15 protein-coding genes are annotated in these 21,354 nt (G+C 69.3%); 6 read left to right on the top strand and 9 right to left on the bottom strand.

The window, feature by feature from the left end:
• Positions 1 to 6: 6 nt before the first annotated feature.
• Together G6O69_RS34685 and G6O69_RS34680 are read left to right on the top strand one after the other, a co-directional pair.
• Entirely contained in the window at positions 7 to 1,530 is a 1,524-nt protein-coding gene (locus tag G6O69_RS34685; RefSeq protein WP_172307754.1) for a hypothetical protein, read from the top strand.
• The gene (locus tag G6O69_RS34680) at positions 1,518 to 2,657 is read left to right on the top strand and encodes a DUF2786 domain-containing protein (protein WP_172307753.1); all 1,140 of its coding nucleotides are present in this window, start codon (positions 1,518 to 1,520) and stop codon (positions 2,655 to 2,657) included. Before G6O69_RS34685 ends, G6O69_RS34680 begins: the two co-directional genes overlap by 13 nt.
• Positions 2,658 to 2,670: 13 nt before the next feature.
• On the opposite strand, the gene cdd is transcribed toward G6O69_RS34680, so the two are convergent.
• Positions 2,671 to 3,594 (bottom strand): cytidine deaminase, encoded by a 924-nt coding sequence (gene cdd, locus G6O69_RS34675; protein WP_172307752.1) that lies wholly within the window; start codon positions 3,592 to 3,594, stop codon positions 2,671 to 2,673.
• Positions 3,595 to 3,628: 34 nt separating this feature from the next.
• On the bottom strand, positions 3,629 to 4,048 hold the full coding sequence (locus G6O69_RS34670; protein WP_172307751.1) for a hypothetical protein: 420 nt from the start codon (positions 4,046 to 4,048) through the stop codon (positions 3,629 to 3,631).
• 95 nt (positions 4,049 to 4,143) lie between these two features.
• On the opposite strand from G6O69_RS34670, the gene G6O69_RS34665 reads away from it, so the two are divergent.
• Positions 4,144 to 5,103: a DUF4886 domain-containing protein gene (locus tag G6O69_RS34665; RefSeq protein WP_172307750.1), complete on the top strand. Its 960-nt coding sequence runs from the start codon at positions 4,144 to 4,146 to the stop codon at positions 5,101 to 5,103.
• Positions 5,104 to 5,382: 279 nt separating this feature from the next.
• On the opposite strand, the gene G6O69_RS34660 is transcribed toward G6O69_RS34665, so the two are convergent.
• Positions 5,383 to 5,874 carry a hypothetical protein gene (locus G6O69_RS34660; protein ID WP_172307749.1) on the bottom strand — a complete coding sequence of 164 codons (492 nt, stop codon included), beginning with the start codon at positions 5,872 to 5,874 and terminating at the stop codon, positions 5,383 to 5,385.
• Between the two features lie 167 nt (positions 5,875 to 6,041).
• On the opposite strand from G6O69_RS34660, the gene G6O69_RS34655 reads away from it, so the two are divergent.
• On the top strand, positions 6,042 to 7,532 hold the full coding sequence (locus G6O69_RS34655; RefSeq protein WP_172307748.1) for a hypothetical protein: 1,491 nt from the start codon (positions 6,042 to 6,044) through the stop codon (positions 7,530 to 7,532).
• Positions 7,533 to 7,622: 90 nt separating this feature from the next.
• Positions 7,623 to 8,393: an iron-containing redox enzyme family protein gene (locus G6O69_RS34650; RefSeq protein WP_172307747.1), complete on the top strand. Its 771-nt coding sequence runs from the start codon at positions 7,623 to 7,625 to the stop codon at positions 8,391 to 8,393.
• Between the two features lie 237 nt (positions 8,394 to 8,630).
• Here G6O69_RS34650 and G6O69_RS34645 read toward each other — a convergent pair whose 3' ends face one another.
• Both G6O69_RS34645 and G6O69_RS34640 read right to left on the bottom strand, forming a co-directional pair.
• A complete protein-coding gene (locus G6O69_RS34645) occupies positions 8,631 to 9,134 on the bottom strand; it encodes a hypothetical protein (protein ID WP_172307746.1) in 504 nt (167 codons plus the stop codon).
• A 4-nt stretch (positions 9,135 to 9,138) separates the two neighbouring features.
• Positions 9,139 to 12,024 carry a serine/threonine-protein kinase gene (locus tag G6O69_RS34640; RefSeq protein WP_172307745.1) on the bottom strand — a complete coding sequence of 962 codons (2,886 nt, stop codon included), beginning with the start codon at positions 12,022 to 12,024 and terminating at the stop codon, positions 9,139 to 9,141.
• Positions 12,025 to 12,180: 156 nt separating this feature from the next.
• Between G6O69_RS34640 and G6O69_RS34635 the strand changes: the two genes are divergently transcribed.
• Positions 12,181 to 12,807 carry a sigma-70 family RNA polymerase sigma factor gene (locus tag G6O69_RS34635; protein ID WP_172307744.1) on the top strand — a complete coding sequence of 209 codons (627 nt, stop codon included), beginning with the start codon at positions 12,181 to 12,183 and terminating at the stop codon, positions 12,805 to 12,807.
• 54 nt (positions 12,808 to 12,861) lie between these two features.
• Here the strand turns inward: G6O69_RS34635 and G6O69_RS34630 are convergent, their stop codons facing one another.
• The 4 genes from G6O69_RS34630 to G6O69_RS34615 form a co-directional block, all read right to left on the bottom strand.
• Positions 12,862 to 14,283, bottom strand: a complete 1,422-nt coding sequence (locus G6O69_RS34630; protein ID WP_172307743.1) for an SIR2 family protein — start codon at positions 14,281 to 14,283, stop codon at positions 12,862 to 12,864.
• 20 nt (positions 14,284 to 14,303) lie between these two features.
• Positions 14,304 to 18,848 carry an SIR2 family protein gene (locus G6O69_RS34625; RefSeq protein ID WP_172307742.1) on the bottom strand — a complete coding sequence of 1,515 codons (4,545 nt, stop codon included), beginning with the start codon at positions 18,846 to 18,848 and terminating at the stop codon, positions 14,304 to 14,306.
• Positions 18,841 to 20,682 carry a hypothetical protein gene (locus G6O69_RS34620; RefSeq protein WP_172307741.1) on the bottom strand — a complete coding sequence of 614 codons (1,842 nt, stop codon included), beginning with the start codon at positions 20,680 to 20,682 and terminating at the stop codon, positions 18,841 to 18,843. Before G6O69_RS34620 ends, G6O69_RS34625 begins: the two co-directional genes overlap by 8 nt.
• Positions 20,683 to 21,010: 328 nt before the next feature.
• A complete protein-coding gene (locus tag G6O69_RS34615) occupies positions 21,011 to 21,352 on the bottom strand; it encodes a hypothetical protein (protein WP_172307740.1) in 342 nt (113 codons plus the stop codon).
• Between the last annotated feature and the right edge of the window lie 2 nt (positions 21,353 to 21,354).

Here is a 21,354-nt window from a genome sequence, read left to right as displayed (position 1 = left end):
TGAGAGATGGAGCGGTTGAAGCAGCATGTTCGCTGTCTTCCCTTCGTGCCTCTGGAGTTCGGAGAGATCATAGGGGATCTGTCTGGAAGAAGAGAGGCAGGGGAGGTCGATCAAGTTCGTTACTTGTCGGCCTACCTTCAGGCTGAGGACTCTCGGGCGCGTACGCTGATCCTCGAGAAACCATATGTGGATCGCCACTTCATGGAGGAGTTCAGGGGCTACTACGCGGCCTCATTGAGAGCACCTCCTGCCCACACCGCGCGCGTACATGTGTTCTCCGAGAGCATCTCTCGAGAGAAGCTCGAGGGATGGCTCGAGTCGGAGGAGCGAGGTGTTCGTGAAAAGGCCCGAGAGAAGCTGCAAGGCTGTTATCTGGGCTTCATCGTGATTCGGCCGCTGCCCGATGCGCCGATCGGTAGGACGATCCTCGCGCCCTACAGGAGCTGCGAGAGTCGTCGCTTCGCGACGCTACAGAAGTACCGGGTCCACCTCCTCGGGTTCGAGCTCAGCGTGGATGGCGTCCCATTTCAACAGCAAGAGCAAGCTGTCGGTGCGTGCGCAACGACGGCGCTCTGGTCCGCGCTGGCTTCGAGCGCCCGTGCGACTGGGCAACGTGCACCAACTCCCTACGGGGTCACCGAGGCCGCGACCCGACACGTGCTCAATGACCGGCAATTCCCCGCGCGCGGAGGGCTGGAGCTTCAGCAGCTGTTGGCGGCGATCCGAGCAAGTGGTTTCGCGCCCTCTGTGCTCAAGGCGAGCGAGGACTACGCGCTCTTCAGCCACTCGATCAAGTGCTATCTGACGTCAGGCATACCAGTCGTTCTTCTATTGCATGAGGATTCTGGTTTTCACGCCGTGACCGCCGTGGGTTACCGGGAGCCGGATGGCGCGGATGTCGATGAATTCTCTCATTGCGATGAGAGTACAGGGCTCCGCATCTCGACACCGGGGTTCGCTCGGGTCTATGTCCACGAGGACAGGCTGGGGCCCTATGCGCGGATGCTATGGGATGCCCCTGATGGCCAGGAGAGTGACTGTCCTGGTCTGCGACACCTTCGCTTCGCGTCGAGTGACTATGGCTACGAAGAGGGTCCGATGACGGTCTATGCGGCGGTTGTCCCGCTGTACCCGAAGTTGAGGCTGACGCCGGGGGGTCTGCTGCGTATCGTTTGCCAAATGATGCCCTTCATGAGGTCGGTCTTCACGCCCGAGCGCTGCTTGGAGATGAAGGTCGAGCTCCGATTCGTCTTGGGCGGAGACTATCTCGGCGAGCTGCTCGAGCTCGGCTTGGAGGAGCCTGGGCGCATCGCTCGCTTTGTCATGGAGGCATCCTTGCCGCGCTATTTGGGGGTAATTCGGTTCTTCATTGGTGACGAGATGGTCGCGGACGTGCTCTGCGACACGACGGATATTTTCAGGGCCAAGCCGCTCTTCGAGAATGTCCTGGCGGTGATCCCCGTGCAGGCGAGCTACGAGGATTCCTTTCAAAATTTCGCCAAGAAATGGCTTCCGGTATGCAGCGCGTAGGGAGGACGAGGGAGCAGGCCGAGCGCCTGAGCGTGGCGCTCGAGGCCAAGCTGCTCGAGCGCCTGGTGCTCGAGTGGGTGAGCATCAACTACACCTACTTCAACGATGCCCTGCGCCAGCCGGTGCTCCGGCTCTCGGACACGCGCGCGCGCCTTGGCCAGTGGATCGGCGGCGAGCGCTGCCTCGAGATCTCGCGCAGCCTGGTGCTCGAGCGGCCCTGGCCCGAGGTCCTCGAGGTGCTCAAGCACGAGGTCGCCCACCAGTTCGTCGACGAGTGCCTGCACGTCGACGAGTCGGCGCACGGGCCGACCTTTCAGCAGGTCTGCGCGCGCCTGGGCATCGACGGGCGGGCCAGCGGCGCCCCGCAGGCGCCCGCGGACGCCGTCGAGGACGACGCGACCACGCGGGTCGTCGCGCGCATCCGCAAGCTCCTGGCCCTGGCCCAGAGCCCCAACCTCAACGAGGCCGAGGTCGCGGCAACCCAGGCCCGGCGGCTGATGCTCAAGTTCAACGTCGCGGCCGAGCGAGCGGCGCAGGCGGGGCAGGCCGAGGGCGCGGGCGACCGGCGCTACGGCTACCGCCACCTCGGCGAGCCTTCGGGGCGGATCCTCGAGCACGATCGTCGCCTCGCGCGGATCTTGATCGAGTACTTCTTCGTCGAGGCGATCTGGCTGCCGGTCTATCGCCCGCGCGAGGGCAAGCGCGGCAGCGTGCTCGAGATCTGCGGGCTCGAAGCCAACTTGCTGATGGCCGAGCACGTCCACACCTTCTTGCGGCGCACGGCCCTCGAGCTGTGGAAGGACTATGGGCGCGAGAGCGGGCGGACGAGTAACCGGGATCGCCAGGCGTTTTTGGCTGGGGTCATGCGTGGCTTCGAGGCCAAGCTCGCCGAGCAAGACCGCGGCTTTCAGGAGCAGGGCCTGGTCTGGGTGCCCGGGGCCGAGCTGGGCGCCTATTTTCAGCGCCGCTTCCCCAAGACGGTGACCGTTCGGCGGGGCGGGGCGCGGCGCAACGACGCCTACGACGAGGGGCGCCGCGCAGGTCGTGAGATCGTGCTCTCCCAGCCGGTCGAGTCGGCGGCGCCCTCGGGCAGCGGCCGCCGGCGCGCGCTCAAAGCCGGGCGCTGAGCGAGCGCCGGTTTCAGCGGCGCACGCAGGTCGCGTGGCGCAGGGCCACCCCGGGCGCCACGCGGGCGAGCAGGCGCTCGGTCGCGGCCTGGTAGGGCGCGAGGGGATCCTCGAGCTCGACGAGGGCGGCGTCGGCGATGTCCTCGAAGCGCCCACCGCCGAGGTGCAAGGCGATCAGCGCGGCCTGCATGGGCCCGAGGGTGGGGTTGTAGGCCGCCGACTCGGCCGCCGAGCCGCGAAAGCGGCGGCCGTCGGCGAGGGCCAGGGCGACGCCGGCGTAGAACCCCGAGTAGGGCACGCTCGCGTGGGCGGCCGCCTCGAGGGCCAGGCGCGTGAGCGCGTCGGCGTCGGCGTCAGTCTGGGAGAGGGCGAGGCCCTGCTCGCTCGCGCTCAGCCGCGTGCCCGCGATCAAGAAGGTGGGCTCGCGGTCGAGCTGCTCCGGGCCAAAGTGCTGGGGGAGGAGCTCGTCGAGGCTCGCCGCCGGGTGCCCGGGGATCAGGATCATCGGGCGCGGCTCGGGCAGCTCGAACATGAACTGGCGACAGTACCCGCAGGGCGCCGCCGAGGCTGCGAGGGCGCGCAGGCTCGGCTCGCCGTGGATCCACGCGTGGACGATCGCCGCTTGCTCGGCGTGGACGGTCTCGTTGAGCGGGAGCCCGGAGAACTCGATGTTGGCGCCGAGGTAGAGTCGGCCCGAGGCGCCGAGGGCGACGGCGCCGACTTTGAAGCGCGAGGTCGGCGGGCGAGCCCAGCGCTTGGCCCAGCGCAGCCCGGCGATCACCGCCTCGTGTTCGCTGAGCGCGAGCTCTCGGCGCAAGCTGGCGAGGGTCTGCGCCTCGATCAGCGCAGGTGCGCCGCCGGGCCCCCTCAGACGCGCGTCGAGGGCCGCGACCGTCGGCGTCGTCTCGAGGGCGTCGGGGTCGATCACGACCTCCATGGTAGACCGATTTTCGCGGCCCGCAGCCTCTGTCTCAGTCGTCTTCGCGGGCGCGCACGCCATCGATGGTCAGCCTGGCGAAGAGCGGCGCGGCGATCAGGGCCGCGATGGCGCTCGCCGTGCGCAGCAGCTCGAGCTCGAGCCAGTAGGGCGAGGTCAGCAGCCCAACGCCGACACAGGTGGCGAGCAGGCCGAGGCCCAGCGCGCGGACCGAAAACGGCCGGCCCATGGACAGCCACACGCCGAGCGCGGCGCCCAGCGGCCAGGTGATCATGGTGGCGATGAGCGTGGCGGTGACGCGCGCCTGGCTGGGCTCGACGACGAGCGCGATCCCCCCGGCGCCCAGCGCCAGCAAGACGATGGCGATGAGCAGGCCCGCGGCCCAGTCGAGCAGCCAGGCGACCCAGGTTCGACGCCGACGGCCGGGCCCGTAGCGCTTGTCAGGGCGAGCCACGTGGAGCCAGGATAGCAAGCTCGGCGACCACGCAGGGGCCGCGCAGCCAGAGCGCCTTGAAGCGCGGCGAGGGGGCGCGTTAGACTGAGCTGGCCATGGAGTCGCGCACCATCTTGGTCGCGCTCGGGGCGGTGGTCGGGGTCGCTTGTGGCGGCGTCGTAACGTCTTATGGGGTCGAAGCTTCGGCACCCGTCGCCACGCGCCTCGTGCCCGAGAAGCTCGCCTCGCAGCAGGTCGCCAGGGACATCGAGGTGGCCGAGCCGATCGCGCTGGGCTCCGAGCCCGACGCTGCGTCGCAAGAGCAGGCGCTCGAGCCTCGAGAGCCCGAGCCGCGAGAAGAAGAAGCGTCCGAGTGCGCGCCGCCGGAGGAGCCGATCGACGTGCTCTTCATCGGCAACAGCTACACCAACATGCACGACCTGCCCGCGCTGGTCGAGGCCCTCGGCGAGCAGGCCGGGGTCCCGCTGCACGCCGAGAAGCTGGCCGTGGGCGGCAAGAACTTCGAGTACCACCTCGCGCGCAGCAAGACGGCCGCGGTGCTCGAGGAGGGTGACTGGGACGTGGTCGTGCTCCAGAGCCACAGCCTCGATCCCCTGCGCAACCCCGACGGCTTCTTCGAAGCTGGCGAGGAGCTCGTCGAGATGGTCGAGGCCTCGGGGGCGGAGCCGCTGCTCTTCGAGACCTGGGCGCGCAAGCGCGGGCACAACCTCTACAACTACTTCAAGCCGACCGGCGGCAGCCCCGAGGAGATGCAGGCGCGGGTCAGCGAGAGCTATTCGACCCTGGCCGAGCGCACCGGCGCGAAGGTCATCGAGGTCGGCCGCGCCTGGCGAGCGCTGCGGACCCAGGCGCCGCAGCTCGATCCCTACGCCAGCGACTCGGCGCACCCCGGGAAGCTCGGCGCCTACCTGACGGCGAACGTGTTCTTCGCCGCGCTCACCGACGTCTCGCCCGTGGGCAAGGTCGAGCCGCTGTTGGACATCGATCCCAAGGACGCGGCGTTGATCCAGCGCCAGGCCGCGGCGGTGATCCAGCCGCGCTGCGGGACGCTCTGAGCGACGCGGAGGGCGCCGAGGCCCTCCTCCACCAGCCGACTGCGAGCGATCCGCAACAGCAAGCGCGCGGGCGTCGAAGACTCGGTGTGAGCGTCAGGGTTACACGGTCGTGCCAGTGGGTCACGGGTCAGTGGAGCACGGGCGGGGATGGGCAAGCTCGACTCGAGGTGGAGGGCGTGCTCGACGGAGCGCCAGACGAGGGCGTCGCGGGCGGTCTCGAGGTCTGCTCGATCGCAGCGTGGATGGTGGAGAGGGCTCATGGCGTTGTCACGGCTTTACTCAGGCGGCGAGGGGAAAGACCTTCTCGAGTCCGAGGCGAGAGATGAGATCGTTGGCGACCAGGTGTACGCGGTCGCGTTCACGTTGGTCGAGCTCCAGGTAGTCGAGGGCGGCGTCGATCTTGCCGGGTTCGAAGGCGGCGTTGGCCTCGCGGCGAAACCAACGCAGCGCGGTGACGATGCCGCGGGCGAACACGCTGTTGGTCAGCACCGCGACCTTGACGTCGTCTTGGCCGTCCATGAGCGCGGAGAGCTGCTCGCGCTGGAGGGCCGTGGGGCCGCCGCCAACGCTGAGCACCAAGGTTCGGTGGCCGCCAGAGCCCAGGCCTTCGAGGGTCGCGATGTACTCGCTCCATTCCTCGTCGCTGGGCGGCTGCTCGCCAAATACGGCGACAGCGACGCGATCCGTGGCGATCTCGATCAGCACCTGACGAGAGAAGTCCGGGTTTTGATGGACGCCCGAGTGGCTCGACTGGAAGGGCTGGGCCTGCATGACCCTCGACTCATGCAGGAACAGTACCGACGAGGATTCGCGGTGTTCGGGCCGTCATGGGCGACCGAAAGTGCACATCCTCGTCGGGCGCTGTGTCGTCGTGGCACAGGAGCGATTTGGAACGCGGATTGCACATTTTCGGGACCACGATGTATGCGCCCGCGAACATGAAAGACTGCACGGCCAGCTCGGGGACCGCCGAGCTGGGGCCGAAGACGCCTCCTCTAGAGCGCGTCCCCATCAAGCCGGGGAAGATGCGCGTCGAGCTTCAGCTCAACGGGGGACAGCGCCGCAGCTTTGGGGTGCTCGAGTTTTGCCCGGGCGAGATCATCGTGGACGCGTTTCGTCCGTGGGCCACGGGCGGTCGCGTGCACGCCCGCCTCGAGCACGTCGGCCCCGGCGGCTTCGTCTCGCAGCTGCGCTGTCAGGTCGTCCACGCCGGCGCGACGACCAGCGGTGGCGAGCCCGCGACGCGCCTGCGCCTGCTCACCGCCAAGCGCAAGCAGACGCAGCTGCGCCGCTACTATCGCGAGCAGTGCTTCCCCTTGCTCCCGCGCCGCGACCTCGATCCGCGCGAGGTCCTGGGGCTGTTCGAGCGCTCGGGCTACCTCGACTTGTGCCGGACGCGACCGCGTCCGAGCGAGCGCTGGCTGCGGGGCGACTTCTCCGGCGAGCTGTCGAGCGACTTCGTCTACTGCGCCGAAGACGGCGCGCTGCTCGGCCATGTCTCGGTGACCCGGGCCTACTCGCGCAGCTGGATCGGCCACCAGCTCACCACCTTGCGCGGCCACGAGGAGAGCCTCGCCTGCCGGATCGCGCTCTACAAGCACTTCTCCATGGTCCCGGCGCTGCACGACGGCGACGAGCCGCACTTCCTGCTCGGCTATTACGCGAGCTCGAAGCGCTGGCACCAGCTCTTCTTCGAGGGCTTCGTCGACTGGATGGACGACGCCAGCGAGGTCGTGGCGATCCCCTTCGAGCGCTACTCGCTGATCCAGGGCGGGACCGGGCCGATGCTCGCCGCCAACCAGCGCCCCGGGGTGGTCATCGACCAGCCCAGCCCCGCCGCGCTCGTCGAGGTCTCGCGCTTCATCGCCGAGTTCATGCCCCCGCTCGCCCGGGCGGCCTTCGACATCGAGGCAGAACGACTCGATCGTGCCTTCTTGGCGCCCAGCTACGCCGCGCACCGTCTACCCCGGGACCGCCGGGTGTTCAGCCTGCGCGTGGACGGTCGCCTGCTGGGGGTCGCGCTGTGCGAGACCGGCAGCGAGGACATGTCCTTGTTCGACATCTTCAACCTCGCGCAGCTCTACCTCGTGCCGGGTCTACCGGTCGAGCTCAGCCGCGCGCTCGTCGACTTCGTGCGCCAGTACTACCGCTCCCGCGGCCACGAGCACCCGCTGATCGTCGCCGCGCCGGGCTCGCTGAGCTCGGCCGTGCAGCAGGGCCTCGAGTACATCGAGACCATGGGCTGCATGGTCTGGTCGGGGCTCTCGCTGCCGCACTATCGCCGCTACCTCGACGAGTGCTTCGCCCAGATCCGACCGGAGTCGCTGACGGGGCACGCTCAGGAGGAGGGCGCCGTGGTCCGTCCCGCGGGCGCGGGTCGTCGAGGCATCGAGCGCGGTCAGGTTCTAGCCGGTGCCGCTCCACAATAGACGGCGCATCGAGCCCTCGCGCCTCGATTTCCACCTCGCCCCTCCCACTTCCCACTCGCTCTTCTCCCTCTTCTTCGCCGAGACCGACTCATGCATCAGCATCCCTCGCTCTACATGCACTACCTGACAAACCCCCACGTCTTCGCCACGCGGGTGCGCACGACGGAGGGCCCATGGATCCGCGCGCTGCTCGATGGTGAGCTCGGCCCGGAGGCCGTGTTGGGCTTCTTGATCCAGTTTTGCGCCCTCGGTGTGCGCATGGTCGAGGGGGTCGACGGCTGGATGGTCCGCGCGGGCCAGGCCTGCGTCCGCCTCGGCCGCCGCGAGCTCGGGGAGAGCATCATCGAGCGCGCGGCCGAGGAGGCCGGGCACGACTCGATGCTGGTCGAGGACCTCTTCGAGCTCGCGCCGCTGTGGCGAGAGCGCGCTGGCCACCAGATCTCCGCCGAGAACCTGCTGAGTCAGCCGCCGCCTCGCTCCGTGCTGCGCTACGCCGAGATCCACGAGGAGGTCATCGCCAGCGCGGCGCCCTGGGCTCAGCTCGGCATCGAGTACGAGATCGAGACCATGTCGACGGTCGTCGGCCCGCCGCTGATCCAGCGCTGCCGCGAAGACCTGGGCGACGAGATCATGCAGGGCCTGAGCTTCGTGCGCGCCCACGTCGAGCTCGACGACGAGCACACGCTGACCAACGCGGCGCGCATCGACGAGCTGCTCGCTCGGGAGCCCGCGCTCGGCCGGGACATCGCCCGGGCCGGCGCGGCGGCGTTGGACGCCTACTTGGAGTTCTTGTCGACCTGCGTCGAGCTCGGGGTCCGCATGGCGGGAGATTCGAGCCCGCGCTGGTCTTGGGTGGCTTGAGGGAGGGAGACGTCGGCGGAGGTCGAGGCCAGTAGTGCCAGCGCGAACGCGAGCGTGGTAGCGGTGGTCTTGGCCATCATGATGAGTACGGTACCTCAGCAGGAGCACGTGCGAAGCCATGAGCCAACGAGGTCCAGGCGCTGGACGGCCGGCCCCTGATGCGGCGCGAGGATGGGGATGTCGGGCACAATGACCGATGAGCGCCAGAGTCAGGGGCCGGTGCTCCACGCCTGGTGCTTACCAGTCGCAGGCTTCGCCGCTGGCGGTGCCCTTTTGGCGCTTGATCTTGACCTGAAGCTTGGTGGGGCGGAGCCCACCCACGAGCGCCCAGTCTTGAGTCCAAGTGACCCGCGGGTAGGTCGAACAGTCTGTGGAAAGCTGATCGATCGTACTCGCGGGCGGCTCGGGGGGGACGATGGCGATGGAGATGAGACCACCGGATTGAGTGAAGGAGTAGCCACCTTGCTGTGGTGTGGCAAAACCCGACTCGACATAATATATGGCAGAAGAGAGGGTGATGTCTTCGCCGTTCCGAATGGCTATGGATATGTTGCTCTGGTCGAGTCCGCTGTAGGTGAACCTGAAACTCGAACACTGGTTAATTTTGCTGGTGTTTGTGGGATCTGTCCACAAAATGGAGCCAGTGTTGGGGTCGACGGAGAGGTCGCTGGCGATGGATGACCCGCTACCGGAGGTGAAGGGGTTTCCGCTGACGTCGAGGATTTCGTAGGATACTGACATCTCGTCATTCTCGAGGGGGAGGTTGGGGGATTGGTAGTGCGAGGATCTTGGTATGGAGGGGGCCCAGATCGTTCTCGAGCAGCAGGGCCCTCGCCCGCGCGGCGCGAGCGTCGAGCGTCGGGCCGGACTCGCCCCTGGCCATGTCCACGCGGACGAGCATGGCCTCGATGGCGCCGACGGTCGCGGGCGCGGTGGCCTCATCGAAGCCAGGGTCCTCGCGCAGGGCGAGCAGCTGAGCCGTGGCGGCGGCCAGCTCTCCGCGTTCGAGCGCCAGCTGGGCCAGGTTTGCGCGGGCGTTGAGGGCGACGCTCGCGTCGGGTCCGCCGAGCGCTCGCGTGAGCAGGATCTGAGCCTGCGCGTGATGGCCGAGCTGGAGCGCGAGCCAGCCCAGGGTCTCGGCGATCCCCTGGGTCTCGCTCGCGTCGAGCTGCGAGGCACGCTCGCGGGCGAGGGCGTCATAGATGGCAAAGGCCAGGGGGAGCTGCCAGCGCTGGATGGCCTGCCAGCCGAGCTGGCGCAGGGCGTCGGCTCGCGGGGCGTGGGCGTCGGGGGTGGGATCATCGATGAGCGCGGCCGCGGCGAGGCTGGTCGACGCGTCGGGCTCTCCGAGCATCGAATAGCTCTCCGCCAGGGCGACGCGGTCTGCGGCGAGGCGGACGGAGCGGGGCCCGTGGGCGGCTTCGATGGCGGACAGGGCACGCTCGAAGTGGGGCTGAGCAGACTGCGGGTCGCCGAGATCGAGGTAGGTCAGGGCCATGTTGAATTCGACGGTGGCGAGCCCGGGGTGGCGCGCTCCCAGGCGCGCGCGCTGCTCCTCGAGCAGGGACGCGTAGTCCTCGAGGGCAGCGTCGAGTTGCTCGTGGTCTTCGGGATCCTCGCACAGCGCCTCTAGCCCACGAGCGGCCTCGATATCGATGAGCTGCAAGCGCGTCGTCTCGAGCTGGGACTGGTGGTGACCGCCCTCGGCGATGTCCTGGGCGTCCCGGAGGGCGCGCTCCTGGGCCGCGAAGTCGCCTCCTTCCTCAGCGAGGTTGGCGTCGAACAAGAGCAGCTGGATCTGGCGGCGCTCGGACAGGGTCTCGAAGCTGGCGGCGGCTTGATCGCGCCAGCGCGCTGCCGCCTGCTCGCGCGAGCGCGCCGCCTCCTCGGGGTTCAGGAACTGAATCTCGGCCAGGAGCATGCGCAGCTCGAAGAGCACCTCTGGCTCCGCCGCGGGCAAGCCCACGAGGTAGCCGCGCCACGCGGCCGCGTAGGCGTCTGGGCCGAGCCCCTGTCGCAGCGCCGCTTTGGCCTGGATGGCCAAGGCGGCGCTCTCGCTGCCTCGCAGGCCCAGAGGCTCGGCTCGCGCCGCGAGCTCGATGGCGAGGGTCTGGGCGCGCTGCACCTGGCCGCTGGCGAGGAGCATGCGGGCCTCGTCCAGGCCCTCGTCGAGCTGGGAGCGGAGGGCCTCGAGCTCCGGTGCCAGCGTCGGCCGGGCGGCGGTCTGCTCGAGGCAGGCGCGGGGATCTCCGAGGACCTCGATCATCTGGTCGAGCTCGATGAAGGTCTCGCGCTCGCCGAGCTCGAGGGTGTGCGCGAAGATGCCGGCGCGGGCGAGGTGACGCTCGAGGCACTGCTGGGTCTGGAGGTGCAGCGTCTGGGTGTTGTCCTGGCTGTGGCGCAGGGCCTCACACTGCTCGAGGGTCGCCGCGCTCCAGGCCTCGCGCTGCTCCGCGCGCAGGGCCTCGACGCGCTCGATGGTGGTCTCGGCGATCGCCGGAGCTCTGTCCGCGGCGCGGGCGGAGATGGCCGCGCTCTTCTTCGTGCTCCAGACGTGGTCGAAGCGAGCGCTGGGATCCTCGCAGGGATCGGAGGGCCGCTCGCCGAACAGGGGCGTGAACGCGAGGCCGAGCAGGCTGCCGCCGACGAGCAGCGCCGCGGCCAGGCGCCGCTGTCGTCTCGAGTGAGGGTCGAGGGCCTGGAGCAGCGCCTCGAGGCTGGGCCAGCGTTGGCTGGGGTCCGCGGACAGGCCACGGATCAGCGCGCGGCGCAGCCACGGTGGGGAGATCTTCGCAGCTGGGAGCGGGAGGGGGGCTTGGGTCTTGGCCTGCCTGGCGAGCTGCCTCGGCGAGAACGGCCGCTCGCCGGTGAGCGCCTCCCACAGGCTCACGCAAAACGCGAACTGATCGCTGCGCGCGTCGGCGGGCTCGCCCGCGTAGAGCTCCGGGGCGAGGTAGCCCGGGGTCCCGGCGAGGTGGGCGGTCGCTAGCTTGGGGGGCGGGCTGTCGTCCGGGGGGCCCGTGTGCGCCTCGTCGAGGGTCTGCTCGGGCGCGTCGATGGGCGCAGAGAAGGCGGGCGTGCGGGGCGTTGGCGTATTCGTGTCGAGGCCGCTCTCGATCGCCAGGCCGAAGTCGACCACGCGCACGCGGCCGTCGGCGCCCATCAGCGCGTTGTTGGGCTTGAAGTCGCGGTGGATGATCCCGTTGGCGTGCGCGGCCGCGAGGCCAGCCCCAGCCTGGCAGTAGGCGTCGAGGATCTCCTGTCGGCTTCGATCTTCTGCGCCTTGCCAGGCGTAGAGGGTCTGGCCCTCGACGTACTCCATCGCCAGATAGAGGTCCTCCTCTTGCTCCCCGACTTCGAAGATGCCGACGATGTTGGGGTGGGCGAGGCGTGCGAGCAGCTTGGCCTCGCGCAGCATCCGAGCGTGGGCGTGGCTCGATAGCTTGCGGCGCTTGAGCAGCTTGATGGCGACCACCCGGTCGAGCTTGGGGTCGTGGGCGGCGTAGACGACACCCATGCCGCCGGTGCCCACCTTGCGGCGCAGCTCGTAGCGGCCGACGGTGGTCGGCCCCGCGCTCTCGTGCTCCTTGGAGGCCTCGCCAAAGAGGCGCTGCGCCACTCGCTGGCTCATGCCAAGGTCGCGAGAAGGCTCGGGTCGGGGGATATCGAATGATGGAGTGTGGTCAGCCACGGGAGGTCAGAGCTCAGTGGTCGAGTCCCTGTAACCATGTGATCAATTCAGGAAAATTCGAGGTGGCATTCGAAGTAGCAGTGTTATAGTCCAAAGGTGCGCTCGGACGAAGAGTTGCTCCTGGCCTGGCGGGGGGGAGATCTTCGCGCAGGCAACCTGCTCTTCTCTCGCTATTTCGAGATCGTCGAGCGCTACTTCTCCAACAAGACCACTGGCGAGGTCGAGGACCTCGTTCAGCAGACCTTCGAGGCTTGTGTGCAAGGTCGCGACCGCTTCGAAGGTCGCGCGCCCTTTCGCATCTATCTGCTGAAGATCGCGCGATATCGGCTGTACAAACACTGGTCGGCTCGCAAGAAACGCCGCGCCGAGGACATCGAGAAAATGTCACTGGCTGACCTGGGGGCAGGGCCCTCGACCTTGCTCGCACAGCAGCACAATCATAAGCGCTTGCTGGACGCCCTGCGCCAAATACCGCTGGCACAGCAAGAATTGCTGGAGCTCTACTATTGGGAGGAGCTCTCGGGCCCAGAGCTGGCCGAGTTCCTGGGCCTCAGCGAAAATACCGCACGCAGCAGGCTCCGCCGGGCGAAGCTGGCGCTGGCCGAGGCCATGCGCAAGCTCGAGCGTGGCCTCGCTGTACCGGAGAGCACAGAGTCGGATATCGAGAGTTGGGCCCGGGGGATTCGCGCGAATTCGCTCAGAGTGCGAGAAGAGCCCGTTTGAAATCGCGCAGGGCAGCTGGCCTTCGTGGTGCCAACTGACCCCAGTTCGAGCGGGTCAGTTGGCGCATTGATGAAGTGTCAGTTGGGGGGCAAAGGCCCCTCCGGGGACGGCACATTCTGCTCGGCGCTTTCCTTCGCGAAATGCCTTCGCGAATTCATGCCCCGCTCCGAGCGCGTCATAGAAGCCCTCCGAGAAGGCCAGGGCCGCGTGGTCGTCCACTGGCCCGTCCATGGCGACGACCGCGGGGACCTTGGCGATGGGCTGGCTGGCGGCCTGACTCCAGCAGGCGTTGAGGACCACGCAGCGCAACGACCCCTCGGGGGAGGCGTACTCGTCGAAGAGCGAGGCGAGGACCTGAGCGGGGACGCTGACCTGGCGACCCTCGTCGAGGATCACGCCGACCGCCTCTCCGTGGCTGGCGATGTGCACGAGGTCGAAGGGTCGCTCGAGCAGGGCTCGAGAGAGGTCGCCAAAGCAGGCGGCCACCCGGGGCACGAGCTCGATGCGCGCGCGCCCGGGGGAGCGCTCGATCGCCGCGGTGATCGTGCGTAGCTCGCGGTCCACGGCCAGCCCGTCCATGTCGCGGGGGCTGGCCGAGACGAACAAGATCCGCAGCGCGCCGCTGCTCGGCCGCCGCTCGCGTCGGGGCGGCGGCAAGCTGGGCAGGGCGCCGGGGTCCGCGGCCAGGCTGGCGAGCTGCTCGAGCAGCTCCTCCGGGGTGTCGTGGGCGATGGCGGCGATGCCCGCTTCGTCGAGCTTGGCGCGAAAGGGGCCGGTGAGCGCGGCTCGGGGGAGCAGGGCCCAGTGCCTCGGCGGCGAGCCCTGGGCCAGGCCGCGGACGCAGTCGACGACGTCGTCGAAGATCGGGTCGTCCTCGGGGGTGCCGATGAAGAGCATGGGCTGGCCGATGAAGAGCGCGCGCAGGACCTCGCGGTAGACGGGGTCGCGGACGCTCACGCGGGCGAGCTGGTCGCGGGTCAGCGCCCAGGTCCGGCGCTCGGGCAGGCTGCCGTGGAGCTTGAGCAGCCAGTCCTCGCGGTGGAGGAGGTCCATGCTCGGGCGGGTGTAGGTGACCAGGCGCGAGGCGAAGGCGCGCTCGATCAGGCGGTCGAGGTTGGGGGTGACCACGCCGGCGACGCGCGAGCCGAGGCTGGCGAGGACGCGGGTCAGCGGCGGCGGCTGGAGGTGGTCGTGGGCCAGGGCGCGCTCGACCTCGCTGCCGAAGCGGGCCGCCGTCATCTCGCGCTCGAGCTCGGTGAACACGTCGGCGAGCTCGGCTCGAGTAGCCTGCTCGCGGAGCGTCTCGCGGCGGCGCTCGGAGGTCTGCTCGGGCAGGGCGTCGATCAGCGCGTGGGCGAGCTCGCGGCGGGAGGGGAGCCCGGCGTCGAGGGAGAGCTGGGCGCCGGCGTAGACGACCAGCGGCCTGCGGTGGGCGCGGAGCTGCTCGAGGTCGATGTTGGGGCGTGCGTGGGGCATGGCGGTGGGGGGCGAGGGGGCTAGTCGATGCTCGTCGCGGCGAGGCGAGCTTCGGCGAATTCGAGGAGCGCGGCGGTGCCGATGGGGATCACGCTGATGCCACCGGTGCCGGAGCAGCCGGCGGCGAGGCGGTCGCCCGTGGGCGAGAAGCGAAGGGCGTTGACCTTGTGGCTGGCGAGGCAGACCTCGCTGGCCTCTGAGGTGGTGGGCGCCAAGATGTCTCGCCAGATCTGTACGTGGTGAGACTCTCCGGCGGCCACGCGCAGCGCTTGGCCCTCGCGCGAGATGGCGACGGCGTTGATGTTCTCGTTCGAGTCCTGGAGTTGTTTGGGGTGCTCGTGGGGAGAGTCGAGGTTCCAGACGAGAACCCGACCATCGAGATCTCCGCTGACCAGCCGCTGCCCGCTGTCGTCGATGGCCATCGCGCTGACCTTGGCGCGATGAACCCCCGCCTCGATGTCCAGCGTGCCTGCGTTCGAGAGCTGCGCGCCCTGGGACTCGATCTGCCAGACCCGGACTTCACCGGTGTTCGCGCCGAGGGCGAGCCGCGTGGACTCGGGGGGGCCGCCGAGCGCGAGGGCCGTGGGTTGGATGCCGACATCGATCTCGATCTCGGCGTCCTCCGAGCTTTCGGCGAGCGAGAGGAGGACGCGTCCGTCCTCGCAAAGCTGCGCGAGGACCCGGCCGTCGGGGCTGAATGTGGCCAGCTTGGCGGGGCAGGTCTCCCGCAGCGTCTTGGGCGCTTGGCCATCGAGGAACCACTGGACGAGCAGGCCTTCACTCGTGAGCGCGAGGTGGCGGTTCTCGGCGGTCCCTGCGATGGCGATGGCCGCCTCGAGATCGAGCGCGGTGGCGAAGAGCTCGGGAGCTTCGCCGATGGACCAGCGCTGGGTCATGTTCGAGCCCGCGTGGGTGGAGACCATCTTGTTTTGATCGACGAAGTACAGGCTCTCGATGGAGGTGAGCCTGTCGGTGGAGCCACGCCAGCGGGTGTGGGTGTCGAGGCGCCTGTCCTCGAGGGTGTTGCCTCGGGCGATCAGCAGGCGCTGCGGGTCGGCGAAGGCCATGGCGGTGGGGGCGGTGGGGGCGGTGGGGGCCGTGGTGTCGAGTGTGGAGAGGCGAGCCTGAGGGAGGCAAGTGTCCGTCGCGTAGAGCGTGAGCTGGTTGGTGGCGTCGTTGACGACCAGCCAGCGCTCATCGGGGGAGAACAGAGGCGGGGGGCTGTGGCCGGGGTTGGAGATCGTGCACTGCTCCACGAGATTGATGTCGAAGAGCCGCAGCGCAGCCTTGTCGTTCGCCAGGATCGAGTCTCCTCGCTCGGACGCCCATACTCGGCGCTCGCTGAGCTCCAGGAGGGAGATGTCGACGAAAGCGGGGGGCGCCTGTTCGTTGCTCAGCGACCAGAGCCCGAGCCCGTGGTCGTCCATGGACGCGAGGTAGTCCACGGAGACGAGCTGGAGGTCTCGCAGATATCCGTCGAGCGCCCAGGGGCTGGCTTTTTCTGGTGCGAGGCTGCCCTTGGTAGGGTCGAAGTGGAGTCGAGTGATCTTCCCGGTGTTCTTGCTCGCCGTTCCGACGATGATCTCGGTCTCGCTGACGAAGACCTTGTCGATGATCTTGCCGTCGTCGACGGGCCAGCTGGCCAGGGGGGCGCCGTTGGTCGTGTCATAGATGAAGACGCTCCCGTTGTGGTGTGTGGCCAAGAAGCTGCCCGTGGGAGAGAAGGTCGGAGCGCCGCCCCTGAGGTGAGCGGCTTCGTGGACCGGGATCCCGTGGTCGTTCAGCAGCCTCGTCTGCCCGCTTGCGAGGACCGCGAGGCGCTCGCCTTTTGGCGAGTAGGTGATGGACTGGGCGGAGACGTCGAAGCTCTCGATGCGGATGGGCTCCGCGTCGTGGGTGTCGAGGTGCCAGAGCCCAGGCTCATCGGTCACGAACCAGGCTTGTTGGGTGTCGGGGGCAATCGTCATGTCAACGATGCTGTGACCTGCGGCGATAGAGTGCTCGCGTGCTTCGCCGATAATGACCTGACAAGATATTGCTTCATCGAGGTACGGGTAATAGCTGCCTGAGGTGAGTCCGCCGAGCGCTTGATGACAGCGCGCATCGTCGAGCAAGTCTCGAATTTGGTCTTTGGTCTCGAAATTGCTCGTTGTCTTCTCCAGTTTATTATTTGTCTCCTCTAATTTGTCCGCTTGATCCTCGGATTCGGTTGTTTTTTTCGCCAATTTGGAAGTGGCGTCGTTGATTTTTTGATCGATATCGTTGTAGAGCGAAGCCCCCCAAGCCGCCAACCCCACCGCCAACCCCACAACCGCCACAGAAGACCCTGCCCGCAGCCACCCAGCCCGCCGCATGGCGTGCTGATACTCCCGCTGCACCGCCCTCGTCTCCCCGTGGACCCGGCCACGAAGCAGCTCGCGCCGCTCGGGCCCGCGCGGCAAGCTTCGCCACGGACGCCCCTGATCGACCCAGGCCACCGCGCGCCGGGCCAGGGCCTCGTCGCGGGCGAGCTGCGCCCGGTCGGCGGCGATCCACCCGCGCAGCGTGTCCCACTCGCGCAGCAGCGCCTCGTGGACGATGTCGACCAGCGCTCGATCCTGCTCGTCGTGGCGGATCACCAAGATCCGCGGCCCGCCGGCGCCGGACAGCTGACCCAGCAAGGCCTCGCCCTGCTGGGGTCCTCCGGCGAGGTCGATGGCCTCGTCGCGGGGCAGCGTGCGCCTGGTCAGGCGGCCGCCGTCGAGGTTGACCATGCGCAAGAGCAGGGCGCGGGCGCGGGCGCGGGCGTTGTCGCCGAGCTCCGCCAGCAGGGCGTCGGCGCTGCGGCTGAGCGCGCCCGAGACCCTGCCCAGGGCCTCGTACTCTGCGAAGGTGATCAGCCCGTCGTCGGCGGCGTGGGCGTCCCACAGCCCGCGCAGCACGTGAGCCACCAGGGGCAGGGCGGCGTCGTCGGTGCGCACGATCCCGTCTTCGTCTTGGTGGTTCCGACCGAGGTGCTGCTCGGCGTCGCTGGCGATGCGCTCGACCAGGTCGGCCTCGAAGCTGACCTGGAACTGCTGGGCGGGCTCGGCGATGGCGGCGCGCAGCCCCACGCGGGAGATCGGCGCGAGGGTGTAGCGGGCGGCGAGCTCGTTGAGCAAGCGACCAAAGGCAGGCGCGGCGGTGGCCAGGGCCGCCCCGAAGTCCGTGCGCAAGGTGGTGATCAGGTAGATGCGCCCGCGCTCGATCAGCCGGCTGGTGACCTGCACGAAGCCCTCGCGCTCGCGCGGCTCGGCCAGGGTGACGAGCTCCTCGAGCTGGTCGACGATGACCAGCACGGCGGCGCCGCGGGGGTGCGGGGCGTCGAGCATGGCGCCGAGCTCGGCGACGATGTCGACGGTCGAGGCGTCGAGCATGGGGCCGCGCGTGCCCAGGGCGGCGGCGAGGGCCTCGACCAGGGCGCGCAGGGGCTGCTGGCCGGGGCGCATGGTCGCGACGATCCACCGCGCGGGCGTGTGCTCGGCGAAGCCGCGCCGCAGGGCCGGGACGACGCCGGCGTGGACGAAGCTGCTCTTGCCCACGCCGCTGGAGCCGTCGACGGCCAGCCAGCGCCGGTGTCGCTCGGGCGGCCCGCCGAGCAGCGAGGCGGCGGCGCTGACCTCCGCGCGGCGGCCGTGAAAGACCTGGGCGAGGGACTGATCGAAGGCCTGGAGGCCGGGGTAGGGGCAAGGCGGGAGCAGCTCGATCTCGAGGCTGCGCTGGCGGGCCGCCGAGGCGATGCCGACGAGCTCGGCGATCTCGGCGAGCACCTCGGTGGACTGGCCGGTGATCACCTGGAGGCCGCGGGCCTCGAGCAGGGCGCGGCGCTCGAGCGAGCAGCTGGGCAGGATGACGAAGTGCTCGGGCAGGGGTCCGCTGTCGGCGATCGCCGCGGCGAGGTTGAAGAAGCGCTCGAGCAGCGGGTCGTCGGCGCAAAAGCCCACGAAGAGCACGCAGTGCGCACGCAGGGCGGCGGCGACCAGCTGGCGGCGCGGAGCACCCTCGCCGAATTCACGCTCGATGGCGGCGCGGGTCAGCGCCCAGGTCTCGGGGAACTCGAGCGTCCCGCAGAGCTTGACGATGACCTGGTGGCGGCGGGCGAGGTCGCCCTGGGCCGTGGAGAAGCTCGGCCAGGCGTCGGAGAAGGCGCGCTCGAGCAGGCGGTGCAAGCCCGTGGTGTAGACCGCGCGCAGGTGACCCCCGAGGCGGGCGAGGACGCGGGCGAAGGCCGGGGGCGGGTGGCCGCGCTCGCCCAGCTCGCGCTCGATGACCCGACGAAAGCGCGCGCCCATGCGTCGCTCGAGGATCTCGAGGGCCTGGTCGGTGCGCCCGTCCGCGACCCACTCGCGCAGGGACGCGGTGTCGACGTCGATATCGCCATCGTCGGGCTGGGCCTCGACGTCCGCGAGGAGGGCCTCGACCAGGGCGCCCAGGCCCGGGAGACCCGCGGCGAGGCCGAGCTCGGGCCCGACGCAGATGATCAGCTCGCGACGTTCGAGGGCCTCGATCAGGGCGGGGCGTTGAGTGGTGCTGGCGATTCTATCCATGGTGCCTGTCCGTTGGTGTCCGAGGGTCGAGCTCGAGGCGCAGGAGCTGGGCGCCCCAGGCGTTGTGGAGCGCCGGCCCCGTGCGCGGCCGTGGGGTCGGCAGCTTGCCGCGCCGGCGGTCGGGCTTGGGCTTGGGGGAGAGCGGGGGGATCCAGCCGGGGGCGCGGACGAGGTGCGCCAGGGAGAGCGGCCGCTTGCTGGCGAGCACGACGACGTAGATCGAGCGCGGGGTGTCGGTGGGGAGCTCGGCGGGCCAGGGGAGGGGGAGCCCTTGCTGTCCTCTGTGGTCGCGCTCGCCGATGCGCCAGCGCTCTCCAGGGCGCAGCTCGGTGCCCTCGATCTCGGCCTCGTCGATGAGCCGCGGGCGGCCGTCGGCGTCGATGAAGACGGTGTTGGCGAACCAGCCCGTGGCCGTGGCGGCGCAGCGCAGCTCGATGAGCACGCGCTCGCCCGCGTGGACATGGTCGCCCTCGCGCAGCGTCTGGATCGAGCTGCGCTCGCCCACGCGCAGGAGCTTGGCCGTGACCGCCGGCGCCTCGCTCGAGGGCGGGAGGTTGTCGTCGCCACGCAGCCCCAGGTTCAGCAGCGTCCGCGCGCGCGCCCAGTCTTCGAGGAGCTCGATGGCGCGGGCGCCGTCGGTGAAGCGACGCATGGGGAAGCCGTGCTCGAGGCTGCGGAGCTCGAGGCCCGGCTGGCCCGCGCCGTCGATCTGGCGAAGGGCCGCGAAGGCGCGCTCGCCCGGGGCGCTGTGGGAGCGGGGGGCCAGCCAGATCGAGGCCGCGACGCGCTCGCGCAGCTCGCTGGGCCCCTGGACGTCGACGAGCGCGGGCTGGCGCCTGCGCTCGAGCAGGGCGCGGGAGCTCTGCGCGGGCGAGCCGTCGATGCCGAGGGTGGGGCCGTGAATGTGGGCCGGGCTCGCGGTCTCGGGCTCGAGGCTCGCGCGGTTGAGCTCGACCTTGGTGACGCGCATGTGCGCCAGCCACCGCGGGGTGAGGGCCTCGTCGAGGGTCGGCGCGGCGATCCCCCAGCGATCGCCGAGCTGCACGCCCTGGAGCGCGCCGGCGCGGAGCCAGCCTCCGGGGCCGTCGTCGCGCGGCACGAAGCCCACGCTGCGCAGCGCGGGGCCCTCGGCGCGGGAGAAGATCAGCCGCTGGCGCGGGCCGGCGAGGCTGACCCACTGCTCCTCGCTGCCCAGGCGCCAGATCGCGCGCTCGCGGAGTTGGTGGACGAGCGCGTCCCAGGTCAGGCGATCGAGGCGCAGCTCGGACGCGCGCACGGCCTCGACGAAGAAGCGGGTGAGCCGACCGAGGTGCTCGCCCTGGACCTTGTCGGGGTAGCTCGTGCGTAGTCTGGACGAGGCCGCGAGCCGGATGATGCGCGGGTGGCTGGTGGGGTGGAGCCAGGCGTCGAGATCTCGCGCGGGCTCCTCGGCGCGCTCGCGCAGCCACGCCGGCGCCTCGTCGAGGCGAAACACCGGACCGCGGACGGTTCGCGCCGGATAGCAGCAGTCCAGCATGACGGCGACGTTTCCACAGCGGGCGTCGAGGCGGGCGAGGGCCGTGGACAGCTCGACGTCGAGCACGCCCATGAGGTGCCAGGGTCCCTTCTCGCGGTGGGTCGCCAGATAGGCGAGGACGCGCGTGCCCCAGGGCGGGGGCAAGCTGGGGATCTCGACCAGCCCGCCGTGGCCGACGAAATAGAAGAGCACGCTGTCCTCGGGGCCCAGGCGCTGCTCGAGGCGCTCGAGCGCGGCGAGGATGCCCTCGCGCGAGGCCGCGGCGTGCTCGAGGATCTGCAGGTCCCAGCCGCCGAGCTCTTCGAGGAGTTCACGCATGATCGTGAGGCTCGGCCCAGGGGAGAAGGGCTGGCTCTCATGGGTATCGGTGACTCCAATGAGTAGGGCGTATTTCATGGTCTCTGGAGGGACGGTGCAGCCTCCGAGGAGGGGGATCGATCGATGAGGAGCATTAAATCGTGAGCATGTTCACCAGCATCTACGCCACGCCTGGAAGCGATGATTGAAGCACGATTTCGTGGTGAGGTGCCACCGCGGCAGGACACGTCACTGCGCGCAGCATTGGGCGTATTCGCGCTCTTGGGCCCATCCATGGCGGTGTCTGAACACGCTTGTTCATGTGGGCTGCACGGAGCCGATCTCCTGTTCAGATTCGCGCCGGGCGAGTGATCGATATGCTCTGGTGGTGTCGGGGAACGAGTATCGCGACCGCGTCGCGGCCTATGTCCAAGACAACTTCGGGGACCACGGGCTCCTGGTCTATACGGAGGTCGGCCTCGGCAAGACGATCATCGGCAAGCGTCGGCGCATCGACGTATTCGTCCGTCATGAACGCGAGCCGCTCGCCCTGGGGATCGAGTGTAAATACCAGGCCTCGAGCGGCACGACGGACGAGAAGATCCCCTACGCGCTCGCGGATCTCGAAGCCATGTGGATCCCTGGATGCCTGGTCTATGCGGGCTCGGGGTGGTCCCAGGGGGTCCTGCACAC

The organism is Pseudenhygromyxa sp. WMMC2535 (assembly GCF_011083025.2).
The sequence above is the reverse complement of the archived record's forward strand: the minus strand, read 5'-3'. Positions and strand labels throughout refer to the sequence as shown.

Coding starts and splice junctions, on each gene's coding strand:
- G6O69_RS34660 (WP_172307749.1), bottom strand. CDS start 5,874: ATGCAGGCCCAGCCCTTCCAGTCGAGCCACTCGGGCGTCCATCAAAAC.
- G6O69_RS34665 (WP_172307750.1), top strand. CDS start 4,144: ATGGAGTCGCGCACCATCTTGGTCGCGCTCGGGGCGGTGGTCGGGGTC.
- G6O69_RS34640 (WP_172307745.1), bottom strand. CDS start 12,024: ATGAGCCAGCGAGTGGCGCAGCGCCTCTTTGGCGAGGCCTCCAAGGAG.
- G6O69_RS34630 (WP_172307743.1), bottom strand. CDS start 14,283: ATGCCCCACGCACGCCCCAACATCGACCTCGAGCAGCTCCGCGCCCAC.
- G6O69_RS34655 (WP_172307748.1), top strand. CDS start 6,042: ATGAAAGACTGCACGGCCAGCTCGGGGACCGCCGAGCTGGGGCCGAAG.
- G6O69_RS34685 (WP_172307754.1), top strand. CDS start 7: ATGGAGCGGTTGAAGCAGCATGTTCGCTGTCTTCCCTTCGTGCCTCTG.
- G6O69_RS34645 (WP_172307746.1), bottom strand. CDS start 9,134: ATGTCAGTATCCTACGAAATCCTCGACGTCAGCGGAAACCCCTTCACC.
- cdd (WP_172307752.1), bottom strand. CDS start 3,594: ATGGAGGTCGTGATCGACCCCGACGCCCTCGAGACGACGCCGACGGTC.
- G6O69_RS34650 (WP_172307747.1), top strand. CDS start 7,623: ATGCATCAGCATCCCTCGCTCTACATGCACTACCTGACAAACCCCCAC.
- G6O69_RS34625 (WP_172307742.1), bottom strand. CDS start 18,848: ATGGATAGAATCGCCAGCACCACTCAACGCCCCGCCCTGATCGAGGCC.
- G6O69_RS34680 (WP_172307753.1), top strand. CDS start 1,518: ATGCAGCGCGTAGGGAGGACGAGGGAGCAGGCCGAGCGCCTGAGCGTG.
- G6O69_RS34620 (WP_172307741.1), bottom strand. CDS start 20,682: ATGCGTGAACTCCTCGAAGAGCTCGGCGGCTGGGACCTGCAGATCCTC.